General features: G+C 66.0%; 21 protein-coding genes and 2 tRNA genes. 13 read left to right on the top strand and 10 right to left on the bottom strand.

The window, feature by feature from the left end; translation table 11 throughout:
- Positions 1–16 precede the first annotated feature (16 nt).
- Both ACP5M5_RS04900 and ACP5M5_RS04895 read left to right on the top strand, forming a co-directional pair.
- On the top strand, positions 17–799 hold the full coding sequence (locus ACP5M5_RS04900; protein ID WP_427935918.1) for a succinate dehydrogenase iron-sulfur subunit: 783 nt from the start codon (positions 17–19) through the stop codon (positions 797–799).
- Between the two features lie 28 nt (positions 800–827).
- Positions 828–1,490, top strand: a complete 663-nt coding sequence (locus ACP5M5_RS04895; RefSeq protein ID WP_427935917.1) for a tyrosine-protein phosphatase — start codon at positions 828–830, stop codon at positions 1,488–1,490.
- Here ACP5M5_RS04895 and ACP5M5_RS04890 read toward each other — a convergent pair.
- Positions 1,462–2,790 (bottom strand): MFS transporter, encoded by a 1,329-nt coding sequence (locus ACP5M5_RS04890; RefSeq protein WP_427935916.1) that lies wholly within the window; start codon positions 2,788–2,790, stop codon positions 1,462–1,464. The genes ACP5M5_RS04895 and ACP5M5_RS04890 overlap by 29 nt on opposite strands.
- A gap of 184 nt (positions 2,791–2,974) precedes the next feature.
- On the opposite strand from ACP5M5_RS04890, the gene ACP5M5_RS04885 reads away from it, so the two are divergent.
- From ACP5M5_RS04885 to holA, 4 genes are all read left to right on the top strand, one after another.
- On the top strand, positions 2,975–3,490 hold the full coding sequence (locus ACP5M5_RS04885) for an N-acetyltransferase family protein (RefSeq protein WP_427935915.1): 516 nt from the start codon (positions 2,975–2,977) through the stop codon (positions 3,488–3,490).
- A gap of 88 nt (positions 3,491–3,578) precedes the next feature.
- Positions 3,579–6,185 (top strand): leucine--tRNA ligase, encoded by a 2,607-nt coding sequence (gene leuS / locus ACP5M5_RS04880; protein ID WP_427935914.1) that lies wholly within the window; start codon positions 3,579–3,581, stop codon positions 6,183–6,185.
- A 25-nt stretch (positions 6,186–6,210) separates the two neighbouring features.
- Positions 6,211–6,780, top strand: a complete 570-nt coding sequence (lptE, locus tag ACP5M5_RS04875) for an LPS assembly lipoprotein LptE (RefSeq protein ID WP_427935912.1) — start codon at positions 6,211–6,213, stop codon at positions 6,778–6,780.
- A complete protein-coding gene (gene holA, locus ACP5M5_RS04870) occupies positions 6,777–7,823 on the top strand; it encodes a DNA polymerase III subunit delta (protein ID WP_427935911.1) in 1,047 nt (348 codons plus the stop codon). Before lptE ends, holA begins: the two co-directional genes overlap by 4 nt.
- Before the next feature lie 12 nt (positions 7,824–7,835).
- Here holA and hisA read toward each other — a convergent pair whose 3' ends face one another.
- The 7 genes from hisA to ACP5M5_RS04835 all read right to left on the bottom strand — a co-directional run bounded on the left by hisA (position 7,836) and on the right by ACP5M5_RS04835 (position 12,726).
- Positions 7,836–8,594 carry a 1-(5-phosphoribosyl)-5-[(5-phosphoribosylamino)methylideneamino]imidazole-4-carboxamide isomerase gene (gene hisA / locus ACP5M5_RS04865; RefSeq protein WP_427935910.1) on the bottom strand — a complete coding sequence of 253 codons (759 nt, stop codon included), beginning with the start codon at positions 8,592–8,594 and terminating at the stop codon, positions 7,836–7,838.
- Complete coding sequence (locus tag ACP5M5_RS04860) at positions 8,591–9,139, bottom strand: N-acetyltransferase family protein (RefSeq protein WP_427935909.1); 549 nt, start codon at positions 9,137–9,139, stop codon at positions 8,591–8,593. Before ACP5M5_RS04860 ends, hisA begins: the two co-directional genes overlap by 4 nt.
- On the bottom strand, positions 9,136–9,783 hold the full coding sequence (gene hisH / locus ACP5M5_RS04855) for an imidazole glycerol phosphate synthase subunit HisH (protein ID WP_427935908.1): 648 nt from the start codon (positions 9,781–9,783) through the stop codon (positions 9,136–9,138). Before hisH ends, ACP5M5_RS04860 begins: the two co-directional genes overlap by 4 nt.
- Positions 9,780–10,160, bottom strand: a complete 381-nt coding sequence (locus ACP5M5_RS04850; protein WP_427935907.1) for a DUF2628 domain-containing protein — start codon at positions 10,158–10,160, stop codon at positions 9,780–9,782. The genes hisH and ACP5M5_RS04850 overlap by 4 nt, the downstream gene beginning before the upstream one ends.
- Entirely contained in the window at positions 10,157–10,747 is a 591-nt protein-coding gene (hisB, locus tag ACP5M5_RS04845; RefSeq protein WP_427935906.1) for an imidazoleglycerol-phosphate dehydratase HisB, read from the bottom strand. The genes ACP5M5_RS04850 and hisB overlap by 4 nt, the downstream gene beginning before the upstream one ends.
- A 72-nt stretch (positions 10,748–10,819) precedes the next feature.
- Positions 10,820–11,665: a fumarylacetoacetate hydrolase family protein gene (locus tag ACP5M5_RS04840; protein ID WP_427935905.1), complete on the bottom strand. Its 846-nt coding sequence runs from the start codon at positions 11,663–11,665 to the stop codon at positions 10,820–10,822.
- A gap of 230 nt (positions 11,666–11,895) precedes the next feature.
- Positions 11,896–12,726, bottom strand: coding sequence for a tetratricopeptide repeat protein (locus tag ACP5M5_RS04835; RefSeq protein ID WP_427935904.1), 831 nt, complete (start codon positions 12,724–12,726; stop codon positions 11,896–11,898).
- Positions 12,727–12,775: 49 nt separating this feature from the next.
- Here ACP5M5_RS04835 and ACP5M5_RS04830 point away from each other — a divergent pair, with 49 nt between their 5' ends.
- Positions 12,776–13,660 carry an SDR family oxidoreductase gene (locus tag ACP5M5_RS04830; RefSeq protein WP_427935903.1) on the top strand — a complete coding sequence of 295 codons (885 nt, stop codon included), beginning with the start codon at positions 12,776–12,778 and terminating at the stop codon, positions 13,658–13,660.
- On the opposite strand, the gene ACP5M5_RS04825 is transcribed toward ACP5M5_RS04830, so the two are convergent.
- Positions 13,589–14,347, bottom strand: a complete 759-nt coding sequence (locus ACP5M5_RS04825; RefSeq protein ID WP_427935902.1) for an alpha/beta hydrolase — start codon at positions 14,345–14,347, stop codon at positions 13,589–13,591. The genes ACP5M5_RS04830 and ACP5M5_RS04825 overlap by 72 nt on opposite strands.
- A gap of 118 nt (positions 14,348–14,465) precedes the next feature.
- Here ACP5M5_RS04825 and ACP5M5_RS04820 point away from each other — a divergent pair.
- From ACP5M5_RS04820 to boxB, 5 genes are all read left to right on the top strand, one after another.
- A tRNA-Pro gene (locus ACP5M5_RS04820) sits at positions 14,466–14,543 on the top strand.
- 47 nt (positions 14,544–14,590) lie between these two features.
- A complete protein-coding gene (locus tag ACP5M5_RS04815; protein WP_162800574.1) occupies positions 14,591–14,902 on the top strand; it encodes an ETC complex I subunit in 312 nt (103 codons plus the stop codon).
- Positions 14,903–14,910: 8 nt separating this feature from the next.
- Positions 14,911–14,987: transfer RNA gene (locus tag ACP5M5_RS04810), tRNA-Arg, on the top strand.
- Between the two features lie 391 nt (positions 14,988–15,378).
- On the top strand, positions 15,379–17,025 hold the full coding sequence (boxC, locus tag ACP5M5_RS04805; RefSeq protein WP_427935901.1) for a 2,3-epoxybenzoyl-CoA dihydrolase: 1,647 nt from the start codon (positions 15,379–15,381) through the stop codon (positions 17,023–17,025).
- 42 nt (positions 17,026–17,067) lie between these two features.
- Positions 17,068–18,516, top strand: a complete 1,449-nt coding sequence (boxB, locus tag ACP5M5_RS04800) for a benzoyl-CoA 2,3-epoxidase subunit BoxB (RefSeq protein ID WP_427935899.1) — start codon at positions 17,068–17,070, stop codon at positions 18,514–18,516.
- A 41-nt stretch (positions 18,517–18,557) separates the two neighbouring features.
- Here the strand turns inward: boxB and ACP5M5_RS04795 are convergent, their stop codons facing one another.
- Positions 18,558–20,048, bottom strand: coding sequence for a YifB family Mg chelatase-like AAA ATPase (locus ACP5M5_RS04795; protein WP_427935898.1), 1,491 nt, complete (start codon positions 20,046–20,048; stop codon positions 18,558–18,560).
- A 305-nt stretch (positions 20,049–20,353) separates the two neighbouring features.
- On the opposite strand from ACP5M5_RS04795, the gene ACP5M5_RS04790 reads away from it, so the two are divergent.
- Positions 20,354–21,463, top strand: a complete 1,110-nt coding sequence (locus tag ACP5M5_RS04790; RefSeq protein ID WP_427935897.1) for a glycoside hydrolase family 71/99-like protein — start codon at positions 20,354–20,356, stop codon at positions 21,461–21,463.
- Positions 21,464–21,471: the final 8 nt, after the last annotated feature.

The following is a 21,471-nucleotide window of genomic DNA, read 5'->3' as shown; positions in this document are numbered from 1 at the left end:
CCGAGAGGCAGACAACATGGTCGAATTCGCACTTCCCGCCAATTCCAAGGTCGGCCGGGGAAAGACCCACCCGGCGCCCAGCGGCGCCAAGCGCGCGAAAGAGTTCCGCATCTATCGCTGGAGCCCCGATGACGGCCAAAACCCGCGCATGGACAGCTACACGATCGATCTCGACCAGTGCGGGCCGATGGTGCTGGATGCGCTGATCAAGATCAAGAACGAGGTCGACAGCTCGCTCACCTTCCGCCGCTCCTGCCGCGAGGGCATTTGCGGCTCCTGCGCGATGAACATCGACGGCACCAACACGCTGGCCTGTTTGAAGCCGATCGATGAGGTGAAAGACGCGGTTCGCATCAATCCGCTGCCGCACATGCCAGTGGTGAAGGATCTGGTACCTGATCTGACAGGGGCCTATGCCCAGTTGCGCAGCATTGAGCCCTGGATGCAGGCCGACACGCCGCCGCCGCCCGATGCCGAACGGCGCCAGAGCCCGGACGAACGCGCCGCCCTCGATGGCATGTGGGAGTGCATTCTGTGCTTCTGCTGCACGACGAGCTGTCCCAGCTATTGGTGGAACGGCGATCGCTATCTCGGCCCGGCGGTGCTGCTCACCGCCTATCGCTGGATCGCCGACAGCCGTGACGAGGCGACGGGCAAACGTCTCGATGCCTTGGAGGATCCCTTCAAGCTCTATCGCTGCCACACCATCATGAACTGCACGCAGACCTGCCCCAAGGGTCTCAACCCGGCCAAGGCGATCGGCAAGATCAAACAATTGCTGGTCGAGCGCCAGGTCTGACCCAACACCGGGCGCAAGGCGGCGGGTGATGTTCGCGGGCGATATCACCGCGCCGCGCCGGCGGCTTGCCGCTTGGATGGATAGTATCGTTGTCGATCATGCGTTTTTTCGCGTTTTTTGGCATAATTTCGCGACCGTCGCGGAAGGCCGTCTTTATCGCGCCAATCACCCGACGCCGGCTTGGCTCGCCTATGCGGCGCGGCGCTATGGCCTGCGCACGGTGATCAATCTTCGCGGCGCGCGAGCTTGCGGCTCAGACGCTCTGACCCGCGATGCCGCCGCGCGGCTCGGGCTGCGCCATATCTACGCCCCGTTCGAGAGCCGCGGTGCCCCGCATCGCGACCGCATCCTCAATCTCGCGGCGATTTTCGCCGAGATGCGCGAGCCGGCGCTGATCCATTGCAAATCCGGCGCCGATCGCGCGGGGCTTGCGGCTGGTCTCTTCATCCTGATCCAAGGTGGTACCTCGGCGCAGGCGCTGGCGCAGCTTTCCTTGCGCTTTCTCCATTTCCGCCACTCGTCGACCGGCATTCTGGATGCGTTTTTCGCGATGTATGCGCGCGAGGGGGAAGGCCGAAAGCCGTTCTTGGACTGGGTGCGCGAGGAGTATCACGAAGATCGCTTGCGCGCTGAATTCCGCCCGAGCCGTATCGCGAGCCTCCTCAATGACCGGGTGCTGGCGCGCGAATAGGTGCCGCGATGTCATCCTCGCCACGCAGCGCTGCTGCCGTGATCGGCCCCCTGATCACCACGAAATAGGCGATCGCAGAGAAAACGCCGATCGCCGCACCCACCAGAAGGGCTGGGACGAACGAGCCGGTCTTGGTGACGATCAAGGCGGTAACGGTCGGGGCTAGCGCGCCGCCGAGATAGCCGCCGAAATTCTGAATGGCGCCGATCGAGGCGGTATAATTCGGCGGCGCCGCGACGGACGCCATCGCCCAGCAACTGCTCGAGGTCGCATAGCCGAGGAAAACGGCGGCCGAGATGCAGGCGATGGCGACCGTGTTGCTTTCGACCTCGGCGGCGAGAACGGTAAAAAGCGCCATGCCGATGAGGGCGAGCGACATCGGAACTTTGCGGGCGTTGATCGGCGAGAGCCCAAATCTCGCCAGCACATCGACGATCCAACCGCCGAAAATCCCGCCGACGACGCCCGCCACCGACGGGATGGCCGCCGCCCAACCGGTTTTGGCGATCGTCATATGGCGCTCGATTTCGAGATAGCCGGGGAGCCAGGCGGTATAGACCCAGGTGAGATAGATCGTGCCGAAATAGCCGAGAATCATGCCCCAGGTCATGCGAAAGCGAAACAGTCGCCGCCATTCGGCAAACCGCGTCGGCGCCTGCGCGCCGGGCGGGTCGCCTTCTGTGACGATCGCGGTTTCCTCGCGTGATAGAGGGACTGTTTCGATGTCGCGATAAATAAGATACCAAAGGCCGGCGACGACGAGGCCGGCAAATCCCATGATCAGGAACATCCAGCGCCAGCCGAAGGCGAGCATGAGAAAGGTGAGCAGGGGCGCGCCGATGGCGTTGCCGAGGGTCGACGCGCAATTGAAAACGCCGGTCGCGAGACCACGATTGCGCACCGGAAACCAGTCCTTGACGACGCGCGCGCCGGTCGGAAATTGCGGCGCTTCGCCAAGGCCGAGCAACATGCGGGCGGCGAAAAACTCGCCAAAATTGCGCACAAGCCCGCCTAAAGCCTGCGCGCCCGACCACAAAGCGAGGCCGAGCGACAGCAAAAGCCGTGGCCCGAGGCGATCGACCAAGGCGCCGGCTGGAAGCTGCGCGAAGGCATAGGCCCAAAGAAACGCCGAGAGCAAGTACCCCATATCGTTGATCGAGAGACCGAGATCATGGCGGACCAAGGGGTTGGCGATCGCCAGCGTCGCGCGGTCGATGTAATTGACGACGCCGCTCAGCACGAGAAGTGTGAGCGCCGCACGCTGCATGAAACGGATACGAGGCGTCGAGGCGGCGGCCATGGGTCTGTTTCCTCCGAATATTTCGAGCAGCATGCCGGGTCGCGCGCAATCAATCCAGCCCCGTTCAGGCTGGTCGTACGAGACGCGCTCGCAAGACGCGCCTCATTGCCTAGCCGCGATCAGGCAGCGCCGCGGCCAACCCCGGTTCTGGTCACGTCCGGCCGCAATCGGCTAATATCAACGCATGCGCATCCGCCCCGCCGCTCTCCCCGACATTCCCGAAATCCAAGCGATCTACGCTCATCACGTGCTCACCGGCACCGGCACTTTCGAGGAGGTCCCGCCCTCGGTCGAGGAGATGGCGGCGCGATTCGCGACGCTGACCGATGCCGGGGCGATTTGGCGGGTTGCCGCCGATGCGACGGGGGTTCTCGGCTATGCTTACGCCGCGCGCTATCACACCCGCTCGGCCTACCGTTTTACCGCCGAAGATAGCGTTTATGTCCGCGATGACCGGCGCGGCTGCGGCGTCGGGCGGGCGTTGCTTGCCGAACTCGTCGCCGCCGCGACCGCGGCCGGGTTTCGCCAGATGCTGGCGGTGATCGGCGATTCGGCGAATGTCGGCTCGATCGCGCTGCATCGCGATGCCGGCTTCACCGAGGCCGGGCGGCTGCTTGCCGTCGGGTATAAATTCGGGGGCTGGCGCGATGTCGTGCTGATGCAGCGCGCGCTCGGCGAGGGCGATACCACGCCGCCCTGAGGCCGGCGCCGGCGCGGGTTGCCGAGAGCGGGCGCTTGGGCATAAAGACGCTCTCGATCTCCCCCTCAAGACGAAAGCGAACCGCGCCTTGGCCTCTCCTACTCCCGAGCCTCACCGTTACGATTTTGCCGCCGCCGAGCCCCGCTGGCAGCGGGAATGGGCGGCGCGCGGCTGTTTTCATGTCGCCGACTGCCCAGCCGACGGGCGGCGCAAATATTATGTCCTGGAGATGTTTCCCTACCCCTCGGGGCGCATCCATATGGGGCACGTGCGCAACTACACGCTCGGCGATGTGGTTGCGCGGTATCAGCGCGCGCGCGGCGCGGTGGTTCTGCACCCGATGGGCTGGGACGCGTTCGGCCTCCCTGCCGAGAACGCGGCGCGCGAACGCGGCATCCACCCGGCGCGCTGGACCTATGACAATATCGCGACCATGCGCGGCGAATTGCAGCGTATGGGGCTCTCGCTCGACTGGAGCCGCGAATTCGCGACCTGCGATCCGAGCTATTATCGTCATCAACAGGCGCTGTTTCTCGATTTTCTCAAGGCCGGTCTCGTCGAGCGCCGGGAAGCCTGGGTCAACTGGGATCCGGTCGATCAGACCGTGCTCGCCAATGAGCAGGTGATCGACGGGCGCGGCTGGCGCTCGGGCGCGCCCGTCGAGAAAAAGCTACTCTCGCAATGGTTTCTCAAGATCACCCGCTTCGCGCCCGATCTCCTCGCGGCCCTCGAGACGCTGGAGCGTTGGCCGGAGCGGGTGCGGGTGATGCAGGAGAAATGGATCGGCCGCAGCGAAGGTGCGCGCGTGCGCTTTCCGCTTACCGAGGCCAAAGCCGACTTCGCCACGATCGAGGTCTATACCACGCGCCCGGACACGCTTTATGGCATGTCGTTTCTCGCGCTGGCACCGGAGCATCCGCTGGCCGCGGCGCTTTCCGCCGAAAACCCCGCGATCGCTGCCTTCGTCGCCGAATGCCGGCGTCTTGGCACCAGCGAGGCGGTGATCGAGACCGCCGAGAAGCAGGGGTTGGACACCGGCCTTCGCGTCCGCCATCCGTTTCTCCCCGATCAGACATTTCCCGTCTGGATCGCCAATTTCGTGCTCATGGAGTACGGCACTGGCGCGATTTTCGGCTGCCCCGCGCATGATCAGCGCGATCTCGATTTCGCCCGCAAATACCGCCTGCCGGTGCGCCCGGTGGTGCTGCCGCCGGGGGCCGAGGCAGCCTCGTTTGCGATCGGCGATGAGGCCTATGACGGGCCGGGAGCGGTATTCAACTCCGGCTTTCTCGATGGTCTCGCGGCGGATGCAGCCAAACGCGCGGCGATCGAGGCATTGGCGCGAGGCGGGCACGGCGAGGGCGTCGTGAATTGGCGTCTGCGCGATTGGGGGGTGAGCCGGCAGCGCTATTGGGGCTGCCCAATCCCCGTCATTTATTGCGAGGCCTGCGGCGTGGTGCCGGCGCGGGATCTGCCGGTGCTGCTGCCTGAGGATGTCAGCTTCGACCGGCCCGGCAACCCGCTCGATCATCATCCGACATGGAAACATGTTCCCTGTCCCGATTGCGGTCGCCCGGCGCGGCGCGAGACCGACACGTTCGATACCTTCGTCGACAGCTCCTGGTATTTCGCCCGCTTTTGTAGCCCACGCGCCGAGCGCCCGGTCGATCCCGAAGCGGCGCGGCACTGGCTGCCGGTCGACCAATATATCGGCGGCATCGAGCACGCGATCCTCCATCTCCTCTATTCCCGCTTCTTCACCCGCGCCATGCGTGCGACCGGCCACCTCGTCCTCGATGAGCCGTTCGCCGGCCTCTTCACCCAGGGGATGGTGACGCATGCCAGCTATCGTGGCGCCGATGGCCGCTGGCTTTATCCCGACGAAGTCGAAACCTTCGCCGATGGCAGCGCGCGCCATCGCGACACCGGCGAGGCGGTCAGCGTCGGCCGTGTCGAGGCGATGTCGAAATCGAAGCGCAACACCGTCGATCCCGGCGCGATCATTGCGCGTTACGGCGCCGACACCGCGCGTTGGTTCATCCTCGCCGACAACCCGCCGGAACGCGACATGGAATGGACCGAAAGCGGCGTCCAGGGGGCGTTTCGTTTCATCCAGCGACTTTATCGGCTGGTCGCCGAGATCGCGGCCGAGGGCGCGGCGCCTAAGGAGGCGTCGGCGAACCTTTCGGCCCCAGCCCGCGCCTTGCGCCAGGCAACCCATCGCGCCATCACCGCCGTCACCGAGGCGCTGGAAAATTTCGGCTTCAATGTCGCCGTCGCGCGCATCCATCAACTCGCCAACGCGCTGGCGGAAACGCCCGCCGGTGGCGACGCCGATCTCCGCTTCGCCCGTCGCGAGGCTGCGGGGACGCTTGCCCGGCTGGTCGCGCCGATGATGCCGCATCTTGCCGAGGAGTTGCAGACCCTCCTCGATCCCGAAGCGCGATTGATCGCCGAACAGCCCTGGCCGGAAGCCGATCCCGCGCTGCTCGCCCGCGATCAGGTGACGATCGCAGTGCAGGTTCTGGGCAAACTTCGCGGCACCGTGAGCCTGCCGCCGGGAAGCCCCGAGGCCGAGGTGGCGCAGCAGGCGCGGGCCGAGCCCAATGTCGCCAAGGCGCTTGCCGGCCGGCGCGTCGTCAAGCAGATTTTCGTCCCAGACCGGATCATCAATTTCGTCATCGCAGCAGACTGACTGTCTGATGAGGGGGAGAGACGCGATGCAGGATCATGCCCCACCCTTGCTTCTGTCTCGTCGGGTGCTGCTCTCCGCCGCCGCCAGCCTCGCGTCCGCGCTCGCCCTTCCGGGCTGTGGCTTCTCGCCGGTTTACGCGACAACGGCGAACGGCGATCCGGCACCGGAAGCGGTCGATCTCGCCGCCATCACCATCGGGCGAATTCCCGATCGCTCCGGCCAAGAGCTGAGCGAGGCGCTGCAGGAGCGCTTCAATTACGGCGGCGTCGGCGTCGCCCGGCGCTACGATCTCGACGTCAATTACAGCATCGGCGAGGAGAGCGTCGGCATCCAGCCCGATACTTCGGTCACCTATCAGCGGGTGATCGCGAACGCGACCTGGACGTTGCGCGGCCAGGATCCGGCGCATACCGTCATCACCACCGGCAAGGCGCACGCGATCGACGGGTATAATTTCATCGACCAGCAATTTTTCGACTCCACCCTCGAGGACGAAAAAGTCCGCTGGCGTCTTTCGCGCACGATCGCCGACATGATCACCATGGAACTGATCGCCTATTTCAAGCATCACCCGGCCAGCACCGACGCTTCATGAAGCTCGACAGCCGCGCCGCCGCCGCCGTTCTCGCCAATCCCAGGGGCTATCGCGCCGTTCTTCTTCATGGCCCCGATGCCGGGCTGGTGCGCGAGCGCGGCGCCGCGCTGGTGCGCGCCGTGCTTGGCGCCGGCGATGATCCGTTCCGTTTCGTCGAATTCGACCGCGAGGGCTTTCCCCGCATTCCTGAGGAGATGACGGCGCTGGCGCTCACCGGCGGGCGGCGCGTGGTGCGGGTGCGCGACGCCGATGATCGCGCCGCGAGCGCCGTTACCGCCGCGCTGGCCGGGCCGGGCGAGGCGCTTTTGGTGCTCGAAGCCGGGGAATTGCCAGCACGCTCCAAGCTTCGCGCTCTGATCGAACGCGCGCAAGACGCCGCGGCCATCGGTTGCTACCCGGAAGAGGGGCGGGCACTGAGCCAGACCATTCGCGCCCGATTGGAAGCGCACGGCGTTTCGATCTCTTCCGAGGCCTTGGACTGGCTCACCACCCGGCTCGGTGCCGACCGCATGGCGAGCGCCGCTGAACTCGAAAAGCTCGCCCTCTATGCCGGCGCAGGCGGTAAAATCGAGATCGCCGACGCGCAAGCCTGCACGGGCGATCTCGCCGGGCTTTCGCTCGATGACGCGCTGTTTGCGGCGACCGGGGGCGACCTTGCCCGCGCCGATCGCGCCTTGGAGCAGGCTTTGGCGGAAGGCACGGCGCCGGTCGGTGCCGTGCGCGCCGCCCTTCTTCATCTTCAGCGCCTGCACCGGGTGCGGGCGGCGATGGCGGCGGGAACCTCGGAAGCGGAGGCGCAACGGAACTTGCGTCCGCCGATCTTCGTCCGTCGCACCGGGGCATTTTCGGCGGCGCTGCGCCTCTGGCCAATCGAGGCGCTGTCGGTCGCCATGGAGAACCTGTTCGAGGCCGAGCGCGCCTGCAAGCAATCCGGGGCGCCAGCGGAAACGATCTGCCGCAACGCCATCGCAGCCCTTGCCCGCCGCGCCGCGCGTTTGGGTAAAACTAGGAATGGGCTTTATGCCCGCCCGAGGGTCCCTTGACGGGCGAGCTTGTCACCCATCCGCGTCGGCGCCGGCCAGCGCCGCGAGTGCCGTTGCGACGTCGAGACGGCCATCGTAAAGCGCGCGGCCGGCGATAACGCCCTCGATCTGGCCGTGTTCGAGGCGCGCTGCGGCGTGGGTCAGGGCGATGAGGTCGTCCACCCCGGCGACACCGCCGGAGGCAATCACCGGCACGTCGAGCCGGGCGGCGAGCGCCGCGGTCGCCGCGACATTGACACCCGAAAGCATACCATCGCGGCCGATATCGGTGAAGATGATCGCGGCGATGCCGGCATCCTGGATGCGGCGCGCGAGATCTTCTGCCGTGAGCGTCGAAGTCTCGGCCCATCCCTCGGTTGCGACCAGCCCGTCGCGGGCATCGATGCCGACGGCGATGCGGCCGGGGAAGCTGCGCGCGGCATCGCGCACCAGGTCGGGATTCTTGACGGCGGCACTCCCCAGAATGACGCGCGCGATGCCGAGCGAAAGCCAGCGCTCTATCGCCGCGAGATCGCGAATGCCACCGCCGAGCTGCACCGGAACCCGGCTTTCGGCGAGAATGGCGGCGACCGCCTCGGCATTCACCGCGCGGCCGGCAAATGCGCCGTTGAGGTCGACGACGTGGAGCCAGTGGCAACCCGCCGCCTGAAACGCCCGCGCCGGCGCCACCGGATCCTCGGCATAGACCGTTGCCTCCGCCATCGCGCCGCGCTTCAAGCGCACGCACGCCCCGTCCTTGAGGTCGATCGCCGGATAGAGGGTTAGCGTCATGCGATTTTTCCGCCCGGCTGGAGCAGTTTGTAGAAATAAAACCCGCGCACCGTGCGCCCCCGGATGCGGGCATAGACGGGATGCGTGCCCCAACGCGTATAACCGAGCGATTCATAGAGCCGGATCGCCGCCTCTTGCGTTTCGCGTACGTCGAGATTGATGACGTGATAGCCGAGCGCCCGCGCCCCTTCCTCGGCGCGCTCGGTGAGCAGGCGGGCGAGGCCGTGGCCGCGGGCGTAGGGCGCAATGAAACTGTGCATCAGCGTCGCGGCGAAAGCCTGTGCCTCGTTGTTGCGTGGCGGGCGCACGAGCTGCGCCGAGCCGACGACGACACCGTCGAGACGGGCGATGTAAAGCTCGCGTTCCGGCACCAGCAGCAGCCCCTGAAAATAGCGCTCCAGCGCCGCCCGCCCTGGCGGGTTGACCCAGCCGAAGCCGCCGCCCTCGAGGATCGCGGCATCCGCCGCCTCGCACAACGCCGCCAGATCATCCTCGTCGAGCGCGCTCGCGCGCTCGACCAGCAACTCCCGCCGGCGCTCGCTCATGGCTGCCGGGGAGGCTGCCAGCGGAGGAAATTCCCGAGAATGCGCAAGCCGACCTCCTGGCTTTTCTCGACATGGAATTGCGTGCCGGCGCGGTTGCCGGCGGCGACCATGGCGATGACCTCGCCGCCGTAATCGGTGGTCGCCAGAACTTGGTCGCGGCGGGCGCCGGTGAGGGCATAGCTATGCACGAAATAGGCGTGATCGCCGGGAGCGAGCCCAGCGAGTAATGGATGCGCGGGCTGGACGAAGGCAAGCCCGTTCCAACCCATCTGCGGCAGGCGCAAGCCTGGCGCCGAGAGCGGCGCGATCTCGCCGGCGATCCAGCCGAAACCTGGCGTCACGCTGTGTTCCAAGCCGCGTTCGGCCATCAATTGCATGCCGACGCAAATGCCGAGAAACGGCGCCCCGCGCTCGGTTGCAGCGATGATCGCGGCGCGGAGGCCGGTAATCGCGGCGAGCCCCGCGGCGCAATCGGCGAAAGCACCCTGGCCGGGCAGCACGATGCGATCGGCGCTGGCGACGCGGGCGGGGTCAGCGGTGATCTGCACGTCAGCCGCCATCCCCTCACGTTCGGCGGCAACCGCAAGCGCGCGGGCGGCGGAGGCAAGATTGCCGCTGCCATAATCGATCACCGCGACGTTCATCGCCGGCCGCTCCCGGCGAGGAATGCCGGCGCGAGTTCCGGCCGCGCCGCGAGCAGTCGGGCGCAGGCCTCGAACTCGCCCGTCGCCGCGATCACGGCGCTTTCGCCATAGCCACGCCAGGCGAGTGCGATGCGGCGCAGATCCTGCCCGAAAAGACCGAGCAGCCAGTGAAGAGCAAGGGCGAGCGGCCACAACGCCGGCAGCCGCGCGATCGCTGCCGTCACCACGATCTCGGCCGCCACCACCAGCGCAGCGGCGATCCAGGCGCGATGAAAGGCAAGCCAGAGTGGACCAAAGACCATCGCGCCGAGCGAAAACCCTTCCCGCACCAGCACTGGCGCCTGATTTTGGGCGAGATGCGCGGTATAAAATCTCACAGACTTTCCTTGGTCGAAGGCACCGCCTCGCCGAGCCGCGGATCGCGGGTCAGCGCCATGCGCAGTGCCCGCGCCGTTGCCTTGAAACACGCCTCGGCGAGGTGATGGGTGTTGTGTCCGGCGCGGGCGATAAGATGGAGCGTGATCCGCGCATTGCCGGCGAGGGCGCGAAAGAATTCCTCGAACAATTCGCTATCCATCTCGCCGACCTTCCCGCGCGGGAAGGTGACGGCGAAGGCGAGATGGGCGCGGCCCGAACAATCGAGCGCCGCCTCGACCAGGGCCTCATCCATCGGCACCAGCGCTTGGCCGAAGCGGGTGAGGCCGCGCTTGTCACCCATCGCCTCGGCTAGCGCTGAGCCGAGCACGATCCCGACATCCTCGACGGTATGGTGAAAATCGACATGCAAATCGCCGCGCGCCTGGACGCGGAGATCGAATAACGCGTGGCGGGCGAGCGCGGTCAGCATATGGTCGAAAAACCCGATGCCGGTCGCGATCTCCGCCCGCCCCGTGCCATCGAGGTCGAGGGTCAGGGCAATCTCGGTCTCCGCCGTGCGGCGGTTCTGGGTGACGATCCGCGACATCGGCGCAGCACTAGCCCGAATACGGGGGGAAATAAAGCGGGCAGGCGCCGCCCGGGCGGCGCCTGTCCCATCTCAGGCGGCGATCACGCGCTGACGCTGTTCACCTAGCCCCTCGATGCCGAGGCGCATGGTCTGGCCGGGCTTGAGGAACACTGGCTCCGGCTTGATCCCCATGCCGACGCCAGGCGGCGTTCCGGTCGAGATGATGTCGCCGGGATGGAGCGTCATGAAATGGCTGACATAGCTCACCAGCTTGGCGACGCCGAAGATCATCGTTGCGGTGCTGCCGTTTTGCATCCGCTTGCCATCGACCTCGAGCCAAAGCGCGAGCGCTTGCGGATCGCGCACCTCGTCGCGCGTCACGAGCCAGGGGCCGACCGGGCCGAATGTGTCGCACCCCTTACCTTTGTCCCAGGTGCCTCCGCGCTCGATCTGGTATTCGCGCTCACTGACATCATTGACGATGGTATAGCCGGCGACGTGCTCGAAGGCGGCGCTTTCGGCGACGTAGGACGCGGCTTTGCCGATAACGATGCCGAGTTCGACCTCCCAGTCGGTTTTTTTCGACCCGCGCGGGATTTTCACGTCATCGTTCGGCCCCTGGAAGGCCCCGAGCGATTTCAGGAAGACGATCGGTTCTTTCGGGATCGGCGAGCCAGTTTCGGCGGCGTGATCGGCGTAATTGAGGCCGATGCAGACGAAGTTGAGCGGCCGCGCGACCGGCGCGCCGATTCGCGGCTGGCCGGCAACGAGCGGCAGGCCTTTCCAGTCGAGCGCCCGTAATTTGGCGAGCCCGGCATCGAGCAGCACCGCACCGGCGATATCGGGAACAACGCCCGAGAGATCGCGAATCCCCCCCTCGGGGTCGAGCATCGCGGGTTTCTCGGCCCCCGCCGGGCCGACGCGCAGCAATTTCATTCCAGTCTCCTCCTCATACAAACATAAATAAGGCCAAAATTTTGCGCCGATCCCCGCGCGAAGGCAATAATGCCGGAAAGAAAATTTAAAAAACTTCTTTTGACTTCAGAAAAAGAAGAAAAAAGACTTTCTCTCCGGTTTCCTGAAGCGAGCAGTGCCGCAGGTACTACTCAACTGACAAAAGTTTTTTGGTTCTTTTTTTCAAAAAAGAACAAATCACTCTCTCTTATTTACGGCTTTTCCGGCCCGGCATCGAGCAGCGCCAGATTCTGTTCGGCGAGATCGCTCGTCGGGGTATCGGGGGCGAGCGCCATCGCCCGTTCCCAATCCGCCCGGGCGCCGCTCAAATCTCCGAAACGCTGGCGCTGAATGCCGCGTTCCAGCAAGGCATCGGGATTATCGGGGTCGAGTGTCAGCGCCGCCTCCACGTTTTCCGCCGCGCGATCGAGTTGGTCGAGTTCCCGCCACGCCGCGGCGCGATAGACCAAGGCGTCGGGCCGCCGCGGATCGAGCGCCAAGGCACGATCGAGATCGACGATCGCATCAGCGTAATGCTCCGCCGTCGCCGCGGCGACCGAGCGATCGATCAACAAATCGGGATCGTCAGGGGCAAGCATCAGCGCCAGCGTCGCCGCGCCATAAGCGTGGCCGGCATCGCCAGCCATCAGCCAGGCTTGCACCGCCTGGCCTAGGATCATCGCCCGCGCCGCTGCCGGCGCCGCGCTCTCGGTGCCGAGTTTTTCCAGGATTTCGGCACCGCTCTCGGCATTGCCGAGGGCGATTTCGGCAAGGCCATAACAATGCGTTGCGCCGTCGCCGCCGCCGGTCGCCTCCCAGGCCTCGGCGAAGCCATGCGCGCCGAGCGGATCCTTGGCTAACATCGCGAGGCAATCCTCATAATCCTTACCCGATGCGATGCGTGGCGGCACCGGCGGCACCGGCAGCGCTTCCGCCATGTCCGGCGCGACGGCCGCGCGCATCCGCAGGCCGGCGATGCCACCCGCAATGGCGATCGACAACAGCGCCGCCCCACCCCCGAAGATCAGCCATCGCCGGTCCATGATGGCGCTAATCTAGCCTTTTGCCGGCGCTTCGGGCAAACATCAGAGCATGATGGAGAGCGCCTCTCTGCTGATTTTCGGCCTCGGCTATTGCGGCCGCGCGGTAGCGGCGCTGGCGCGCGCGGCCGGCTATCGCGTCGCCGGGACGACGCGGGCCGGCGGGCCGGGGGCACTTCGCTTCGACGATGTGGCCATACCCTTGGCCGAGGCAACCCACCTCCTGATCACCGCGGCGCCGGAAGAAGGCAACGGCGATCCGGTGCTCGCCCGCTACCGCACCGAAATTGCCGCGGCGCCGCGTCTGCGCTGGATCGGCTATCTCTCTTCGACCGGGGTCTATGGCGATCGCGGCGGAGAGTGGGTCGATGAGACGACATCGCCGCGCCCGGCCTCGCCGCGCACCGAGCGCCGGGTCGCCGCCGAGCGTGCGTGGCAGGCGTTCGCTGGCCACTGCGCGGTCGATGTGTTTCGCCTCGCCGGGATTTATGGCCCCGGGCGCTCTGTGTTCGATGATCTCCGCGCCGGGCGGGCGCGCCGGATCATCAAGCCCGGGCAGGTGTTCTCGCGTATTCATCGCGACGATATCGCTGATGCCATCCTCGCCGCGATGACGAACGCCCCGGCGCGCGGCACGCGGGTCTTCAACCTCGCCGATGACGAACCGGGCGCGAGCGCCGCGGTGATCGAGGAAGCGGCGCGCCTTCTCGGCCTGCTGCCGCCGCCGGCCATCCCCTTCGCCGACGCGGCACCGACGATGAGCGCGATGGCGCTGAGTTTCTGGGCGGAAAATCGTCGTGTTCGGAGCGAGATCAGCAAGGGCGCGCTCGGCCTCGCCTGGCGCTATCCGAGCTATCGCGAGGGTCTAGCTGCCATCCTCGCCGAGGAGACCGCCGAGGGTCGCGCCGAGCAAGGCGAGATCGGTGGGACGCGATAGCCGGTGATCGCCGTCCTTGATCAGGGTGACGGTGACATCGCCGCCGGTGATCCGCTCGGCGAGGCGGAGCGATAATTCCCATGGCACGTCGGGATCGGCCTGGCCATGCAAGAGGCGGACCGGCGCGGTGAGCGCGATCGGCCCTTCGAGCAAGAGATGGCGGCGGCCATCCTCGATCAGCGCCCGGGTGATTGGTGTCGGCGGCCCGTAGGCGCTCGGCGCCATGATTTTGCCGTCATGCATCAGGGTCTCGCGCGCCGAAAACGGCAGCGCCGCCCAGATCAGTGCCTCAGTGAAATCCGGCGCCGCGGCGATGCCGATCAGCCCGGCGAGGCGCGGCGCCCGGGCTAACGCGACCAAAAGCGCAAGCCAACCACCCATCGAAGAGCCGATCAACAGCAGCGGGCCATCGCTCAGCGCGTCGATGATGTCGAGCGCGTCGTCGCGCCAGCGCCCGATCGTTCCCTCCTCGAAGCGGCCATCGCTCGCGCCATGGCCGGAATAGTCGAAACGCAACACCGCTTGGCCGCGCGCGGCGCAGAATGCGGCGACGAAACGCGCCTTCTCGCCCTCCATGTCGCTCGCGAAACCAGGGAGAAACACCACCGTCGGCGCCCGCCCCGCCTGCCGCGCATAGGCGAGCGGCGGCAATCCCGTGCGTTGCAAGCGACCCCGTTCTTCTTTCATGAGATTGCCCCGTTCATCAGGAGTTTGCCAAGGGACTGACGGGGTGAGCATAACACGAACCCGGCGATTTCACCGCTCCCCTTGCGCGCGGCGGCGGCGGCCCATAGTTTCCGCCCGGCGGGGCGTGGCGCAGTCTGGTTAGCGCGCGTGTTTTGGGTACACGAGGCCGCCGGTTCGAATCCGGCCGCCCCGACCAGCGCGGAACCGCCGCGCAAGGCGATATGCCGACGAGGAGAGAGAGCGATGACGCGCCGAGCCCGGATCTATCAGCCGCCCAAAACCGCGATGCAGTCGGGCCAGGCCAACACCCATGACTGGGTGCTGGAATTCGAGCCCACCGCGCCGCGCCAGCACGACCCGTTGATGGGCTGGATCAGCAGCAGCGATACCGAAACCCAGATCCGCCTTCGCTTCCCGACCCGCGAGGCGGCGATGGCCTATGCCGCCCGGCACGCCATCCCCTATGACCTCGAACTCCCCGCCCGCCCGCGCTTTCGCCCCAAGGTCTATGCTGAGAATTTTCAATATCGCCGCCGCGAAAACTGGACCCATTAGACCAAGCGGCGCCCTTAGCTCAGTCGGATAGAGCAACAGCCTTCTAAGCTGTGGGTCGGTGGTTCGAATCCACCAGGGCGCGCCATTTTTCAAAGAATTAAGCGGCGATGATTTGCTCTTCGGGGGCACAAGCTCTTTCGGGGGCACAAATTTGGCTTGTTCATCTGGCCGCGGCATCGCGGGGGCAAGCTGGGGCTGGGCTCGCTTGGCGTGTGATTGAGCTGCCCATGCTGTCAAACCATCTCACATCGCCGGAACATCCGTAGCAATTCGTGACGCAGTAGAATATTTCTCCCAAAGCCGTCTTCCCCTTAAGCCGTGTGCCGCCCTGCGCGCCGCACGCGATGATCAGCCTACCGACGACGGTGGCGAGTTTTTTTTCAGCTGTTGCGGCCATACTCGCGTATACTCTATCCCTTCGCCATGACCCAACCAAAAAGCATGCCAAGGATGATCGGCCAGATGGGTGCAACCCTATGAAGCGCATCGATTTTCAGACCCATCCCGACCGTTATCGTCATTGGCGGATGCAATGCGAGGGGCGTGTCGCGCGGCTTCTCATGGATGTCGATCCGGGATGCGGCATCGCTGAGGGCTATGAATTGAAACTCAATTCCTATGATCTCGGCGTTGATATCGAACTCGCCGATGCGGTCCAGCGGCTGCGTTTTGAACATCCCGAAATTGGCGCCGTGGTGCTCGGCTCGGCCAAGGAAAACGTCTTTTGCGCCGGCGCCAATATCCGCATGCTCGCTGGCGCCTCGCATGGCCATAAAGTCAATTTTTGCAAATTTACCAATGAGACGCGGCTTGCGATCGAGGATGCGAGCGCTCATTCCGGTCAAACCTATCTCGCCGCCGTGAACGGCACCGCGGCCGGTGGTGGCTATGAGTTGGCGATGACCGCGGAGCATATCCTGCTGATCGATGATCGCCGCTCGACGGTTTCCCTGCCCGAGGTCGCGCTGCTCGCGGTTCTCCCCGGCACCGGCGGGCTGACGCGGCTGACCGACAAGCGCCGCGTGCGTCGCGATCGCGCCGATCTCTTTTGCCTGATGGAAGAAGGTGTGCGCGGCGCGCGGGCGCTGGCGTGGCGGCTCGTCGATGAGGTGGTGCCGCCGAGCGCCTGGGAGGCCACCATCGCCGCCCGCGCCGAAGCTTTTGCCGCGCGGAGCAATCGTCCGGCGGCGGCGCGAGGCATCGCCCTTACCCCGCTTGCGCGCGAATTTTCCGCCGATGCGATCCACTATCCAACGCTCGACGTCACGATCGACCGCGCCGCGCGCCGCGCCGATCTCCTCATTCATGGCCCCGACAGCTTGCCCCGCGATCTTGAGGGGATTTTTCAGGCGGGCGCGAGTTTCTGGCCGCTCGCCTTTGCCCGCGCGCTCGATGATGCGCTCTTGCATCTGCGGACCAACGAACCCGAGATCGGCACTTTGGTTTTTCGGGCACGCGGCGATCTCGAGGCCGTGCAAGCCGCTGATCGGCTGCTCGAGGGGTATCGCGAGGACTGGCTGGTGCGTGAAATCCTGCTTTATCTCAAGCGGGTTTTCAAACGCCTCGATATGACCTCGCGCAGCCTGATGGCGCTCGTCGAGCCGCGCTCGTGCTTTGCCGGAACCCTCGCTGAGATCGTGCTCGCCGCCGATCGCGCGCTGATGCTGGAGGGGCCGGATGGCGGGCAAGCGGTCGCCCGCCTGGCTCTCGGCCCGCTCAATTTCGGTGCCTACCCGATGGGTAATGATCTGACCCGCCTTGGCGCGCGTTTTCTCGATGATCCTGCCGGGCTCGCCGCGGCACGCGATCTCCTCGCCACCCCGCTCACCGCCGAGGCGGCCGAGGCGGCGGGTTTGATCACGCTTCGCTTCGACGATGTCGACTGGGAGGACGAGGTGCGGATCATGCTCGAAGAACGCGCGAGTTTTTCGCCGGATGCGCTGACCGCGATGGAGGCCAATCTTCGTGTCCCCGGTCCCGAAACCATGGAAACACGCATTTTCGCCCGCCTCACCGCCTGGCAGAACTGGGTGTTCCAGCGCCCGAATGCGATCGGTGAGCGGGGCGCGTTGAAACGCTATGGCAGCGGGGTGCAGCCCGATTACGATTTCCGCCGCGTCTGAGATAGCGCGGCGAGACGGCGAGAGGACGGGGAGAAAACGAAAATGCCTGATGGAATGGACGTCGATTATGATGGTCTGATCCCGAACAATGTCGGCCTCAATGCCGATACGCGGGTGAAAAAGGCGCTCGAGACCTGGCATCCCGGCTATATCGATTGGTGGAAGACGATGGGGCCGGAGGGATTCCAGGAAAGCCTCGTCTATCTCCGCACCGCGGTCGGGGTCGACCCCGAGGGATGGGCGAAATTCGATTACGTGCGCATGCCGGAGTACCGCTGGGGGATTCTGCTCGCCCCGGCCGTGCCCGATCGCCGTATCCCGTTCGGCGCCCACAAGGGCGAGAAGGCGTGGCAGGAAGTCCCCGGCGAATACCGCGCGATGCTGCGCCGTCTGATCGTCATCCAGGGCGATACCGAGCCGGCCTCGGTTGAGCAGCAGCGCCATCTCGGCGCGACCGCCCCCTCGCTTTACGATCTCCGCAATCTCTTCCAGGTCAATGTCGAGGAGGGGCGGCATCTCTGGGCGATGGTCTATCTTCTCCACAAATATTTCGGCCGCGACGGCCGCGAGGAGGCGGAAGACTTGCTCCGTCGCCGCTCGGGCGATCGCGATGCGCCGCGCATGCTCGGCGCCTTCAACGAGGCGACGCCGGATTGGCTCTCATTTTTCATGTTCACCTTCTTCACCGACCGCGACGGCAAGATGCAATTGGCGGCGCTGGCGCAATCGGGGTTCGATCCGCTGTCGCGCACCTGCCGCTTCATGCTGACCGAGGAAGCGCATCACATGTTCGTCGGCGATTCGGGAATCTCACGCACAATTCAAAGGACGTGCGAGGCGATGCGCGCGGCCGGGATCGAGGATCCTTTGGCGATCGAGCGGGTACGGGCGCTCGGTGTCATCGATCTGCCGACCATTCAGAAAAAGCTCAATCTCCATTTTTCGCTCACCCTCGATCTCTTCGGCAATGAAATCAGCACCAATGCCGCCAATGTTTTCCATGCCGGGCTCAAGGGGCGCTATCGTGAGGACAAGCTGACCGACGACCATCAGTTGCTGAACGACACCTATCCGGTGCTTCGCCTGGTCGATGGCGTGATCCGCAAGCAGGAGGTGGCGGCGTTGTCGGCGCTGAACATGCGGCTGCGCGACGATTACGTTGCGGATTGTCTCTCCGGCGTGCGGCGCTGGAACGCGTTGATCGAGAAACTCGGCATCGATTTCGCCTTGCGCCTGCCGCATGTCGCGTTCAATCGCCGGATCGGCGAGTTCGCGGCGATCGAAACCGATCCTGACGGCGAGATCATGAGTGCCGCGGAATGGCAAGCGCGGCGCCATGAGTTTTTGCCCAACGCGGCGGATGGCGGCTTCATCGCGAGCCTCATGCGCCCGCATTACGCGCCCGGGCAATTCGCCTCCTGGATCGCGCCGCCGAAAACCGGCATCGACAACAAGCCCGGCGATTTCGACTATGTGCGGCTTGACGGGTGAGCCTGAGGACGGTTCTCGCCTGACGATAGGCCCTGCCGATATCACGGCCTTCCGGGAACGCGGTGGCGGAAGGCGAGGGCTTCTGCGATGTGTTCGCGGCGCACGCGGGCGGCACCCGCGAGATCGGCGATGCTACGCCCGACCCGGAGGATCCGGGTAAAGCCGCGCGCCGAGAGGCGCAGCTTCTCCGCCGCGTGCTCTGCGAAAGTTCGCGCGTCATCGGCAAGCGCGATGGCGCCGGGTTCGGCTTCAACATTGGGCGCCCCGCCGCGGGCGCGCATCCGTTCGCGGGCCTCGGCGATCCGCGCGCCGACGACGGCCGATCCCTCGCCCGCAGGCGCACGCGACAGTTCGGCCGGCGGCACCGGCTGCACCATCACCGTGAGATCGATGCGATCGAGCAGCGGGCCGCTGATGCGGTTCAGATACTCCTCGCCACAGCGGGGCGCGCGGGTGCATTCGCGGCTGGCATCGCCAAGATGGCCACAGCGGCAGGGGTTCATCGCGGCGACGAGCTGAAAGCGCGCGGGATAGGTGATGTGCGCGGCAGCGCGCGAGACGGTGGTGCGTCCGGCCTCCATCGGCTGGCGCAGCGCCTCCAGCGCCGGGCGGGGAAATTCCGGCAATTCGTCGAGAAACAGCACACCGCGGTGGGCGAGCGAGACCTCGCCCGGCCGCGCGCGCTGGCCGCCGCCGGTGAGCGCTGCCATGGAGGCGGAATGGTGCGGCTCACGATAGGGCGGGCGCATGACGAGGCGCCCTTCCTCCAGCATCCCGGCGACGGAGTGGATCATGCTCACTTCGAGCGCTTCTTCCGGGCTGAGATCCGGCAAAAGCCCGGGCAGCCGCGCCGCGAGCATCGATTTCCCGGCGCCCGGCGGCCCGATGAGGAGCAGGTTATGGCCCCCGACGGCGGCGATTTCGAGCGCCCGCCGGGCGCTTTCCATCCCCTTCACCTCGGCAAGATCGGGGCCGCCAATGGCTGCCGGTGGCATCGCCGGCGCCGGCGGGCCGAGCATCTGCGTGCCGCGGAAATGGTTGATCAGCGAGAGAAGGTCGTCCGGCGCGACGATATCGATATGCCCCGCCCAGGCGGCCTCGCCGCCTTGCGCCCCGGGGCAAATCAGGCCGAGATCGAGCGCGACCGCGGCGATCGCCGCCGGCAGCACGCCCGCGACCGGGGTAAGCCTGCCATCGAGCGACAATTCGCCAAGCGCCGCGAATTGCGCGATCTCCGCGCTGGGGAGCACCTCCATCGCGGCGAGCACGCCGAGCGCGATCGGGAGATCGAAATGGCTGCCTTCCTTGAGGAGATCGGCGGGCGCGAGATTGACGATCACCCGCTTGGGCGGCAGCGCCAATCCCATGGCGGTGAGGGCGGCGCGCACCCGCTCGCGGGCCTCACCGACCGCCTTGTCGGGCAGGCCGACGACCAGAAAGGAAGGAAGCCCCGGCGCGATCTGCACCTGCACCTCGACCGGCACCGCCTCGATCCCGGAAAACGCGAAGGAGGGGATGCGCGCGATGCTCATCGGGCGCGGAGCGGATACGAAACCGTCTGTGGCCGGTGGCGGGAAAGATGACACATCACCCCGCTTTCCTGCACGATTGCGGCTTCTCTCGGCAAGAGCATGGGAGCTGGGCAATGCAATTTTCTTTTCTGACGCGAGGCGTGATCTGAGGTCTCGCGATCCTTGCGGGCTTTCTCCTCGCACTGGCGCCCGTCGCCGCCAGCGCTGGTGGCGCGGTCGATGCGAGCAGCCTCGATCATAAGCTCATTCTCGGCTATAAGGGGGCGTTTGCCTGCCCCGGCGATCCGGCAACCGGCGGGCACTGGGTGCACTGGTTCGACGGCACCGCGCCGACGGTCGATCTGCTGCCAGCGGTCGACGAGCTTGCCGCCGGAGAGCGCTGCGCGACCGCACTGAAAACCCCGGCGGGGGCGCCGGTTTTCGTCTATTCGGCGCAAAATCCGGCGACGGTCGATCGCCATTTCCAACGGCTGCGCCAATATGGCTTGGATGGTGTTGCGTTGCAGCGCTTCGGGATCGCGCTGCGCGAGCCGAAGGCGCGGACGTTGATCGACCGGGTTCTCGCCAATGTCCAGGCGGCGGCGGTAGCGAACGGGCGGATTTTCTTCGTGATGTATGATCTCTCGGGGCTCGCGGATGATGATCTCGGGGTGATTGCCGCGGATTGGCATCGGCTCGCAGCCGATGGTCTGACCGCGAGCCCGGCCTATGCCCGTCATCGCGGCCATCCGGTGCTGGCGCTCTGGGGGCTCGGCTTTCCCGATCGTCCGATCACGCCGGGCGGGGCGGAGATGCTGCTTGCGGCACTCCGGCGCGAGAGTGCTGCGTTCGGCGGGGTGACATTGCTCGGCGGCGTGCCGGCGGGATGGCGGACGCATGATTTCGATGCGAGCCACGATCCCGGCTGGGACGCGGTTTATCATCAGTTCGATATCATCAGCCCCTGGGCGGTTGGGCGCTTTGGCGATGATCGCGGCGCCGCGCTGTTTGCCGCGACCCGCATCGCCCCGGATATCGTCGCGCTGCGGGGGACCGGGATCGACCATATGCCGGTGATATTTCCCGGATTTTCCTGGCATCATCTGATGGACGCGCGCCATGCGCCGGGGCCGCATCCATTGAATGCTATTCCACGGCGCTGCGGCTGGTTCTTCTGGCATCAGGTCTATAACGCGGTGCATGCCGGGGCGGGCATGCTCTATGGCGCCATGTTCGACGAGGTGGACGAAGGCACGGCCTTGTTCAAGCTGGCGCCAGACGATGCGGCAGCGACGCCGGGATTTCTGACACTCGACGCCGATGGCTGCGGCTTGCCCGAGGATTGGTATTTGCGGCTTTCCTCGGCAGCGGCCGCAGCACTGCGCGGCGCTGCCCGGTTGACCACGGATTTGCCTCTCACGCTTCCGCCACCGTGAGGGGATAA

This window comes from Acidibrevibacterium sp. (assembly GCF_049965395.1).
Classification (GTDB): domain Bacteria; phylum Pseudomonadota; class Alphaproteobacteria; order Acetobacterales; family Acetobacteraceae; genus Acidibrevibacterium; species Acidibrevibacterium fodinaquatile.
This window is presented reverse-complemented; position numbering and strand designations above follow the sequence as displayed.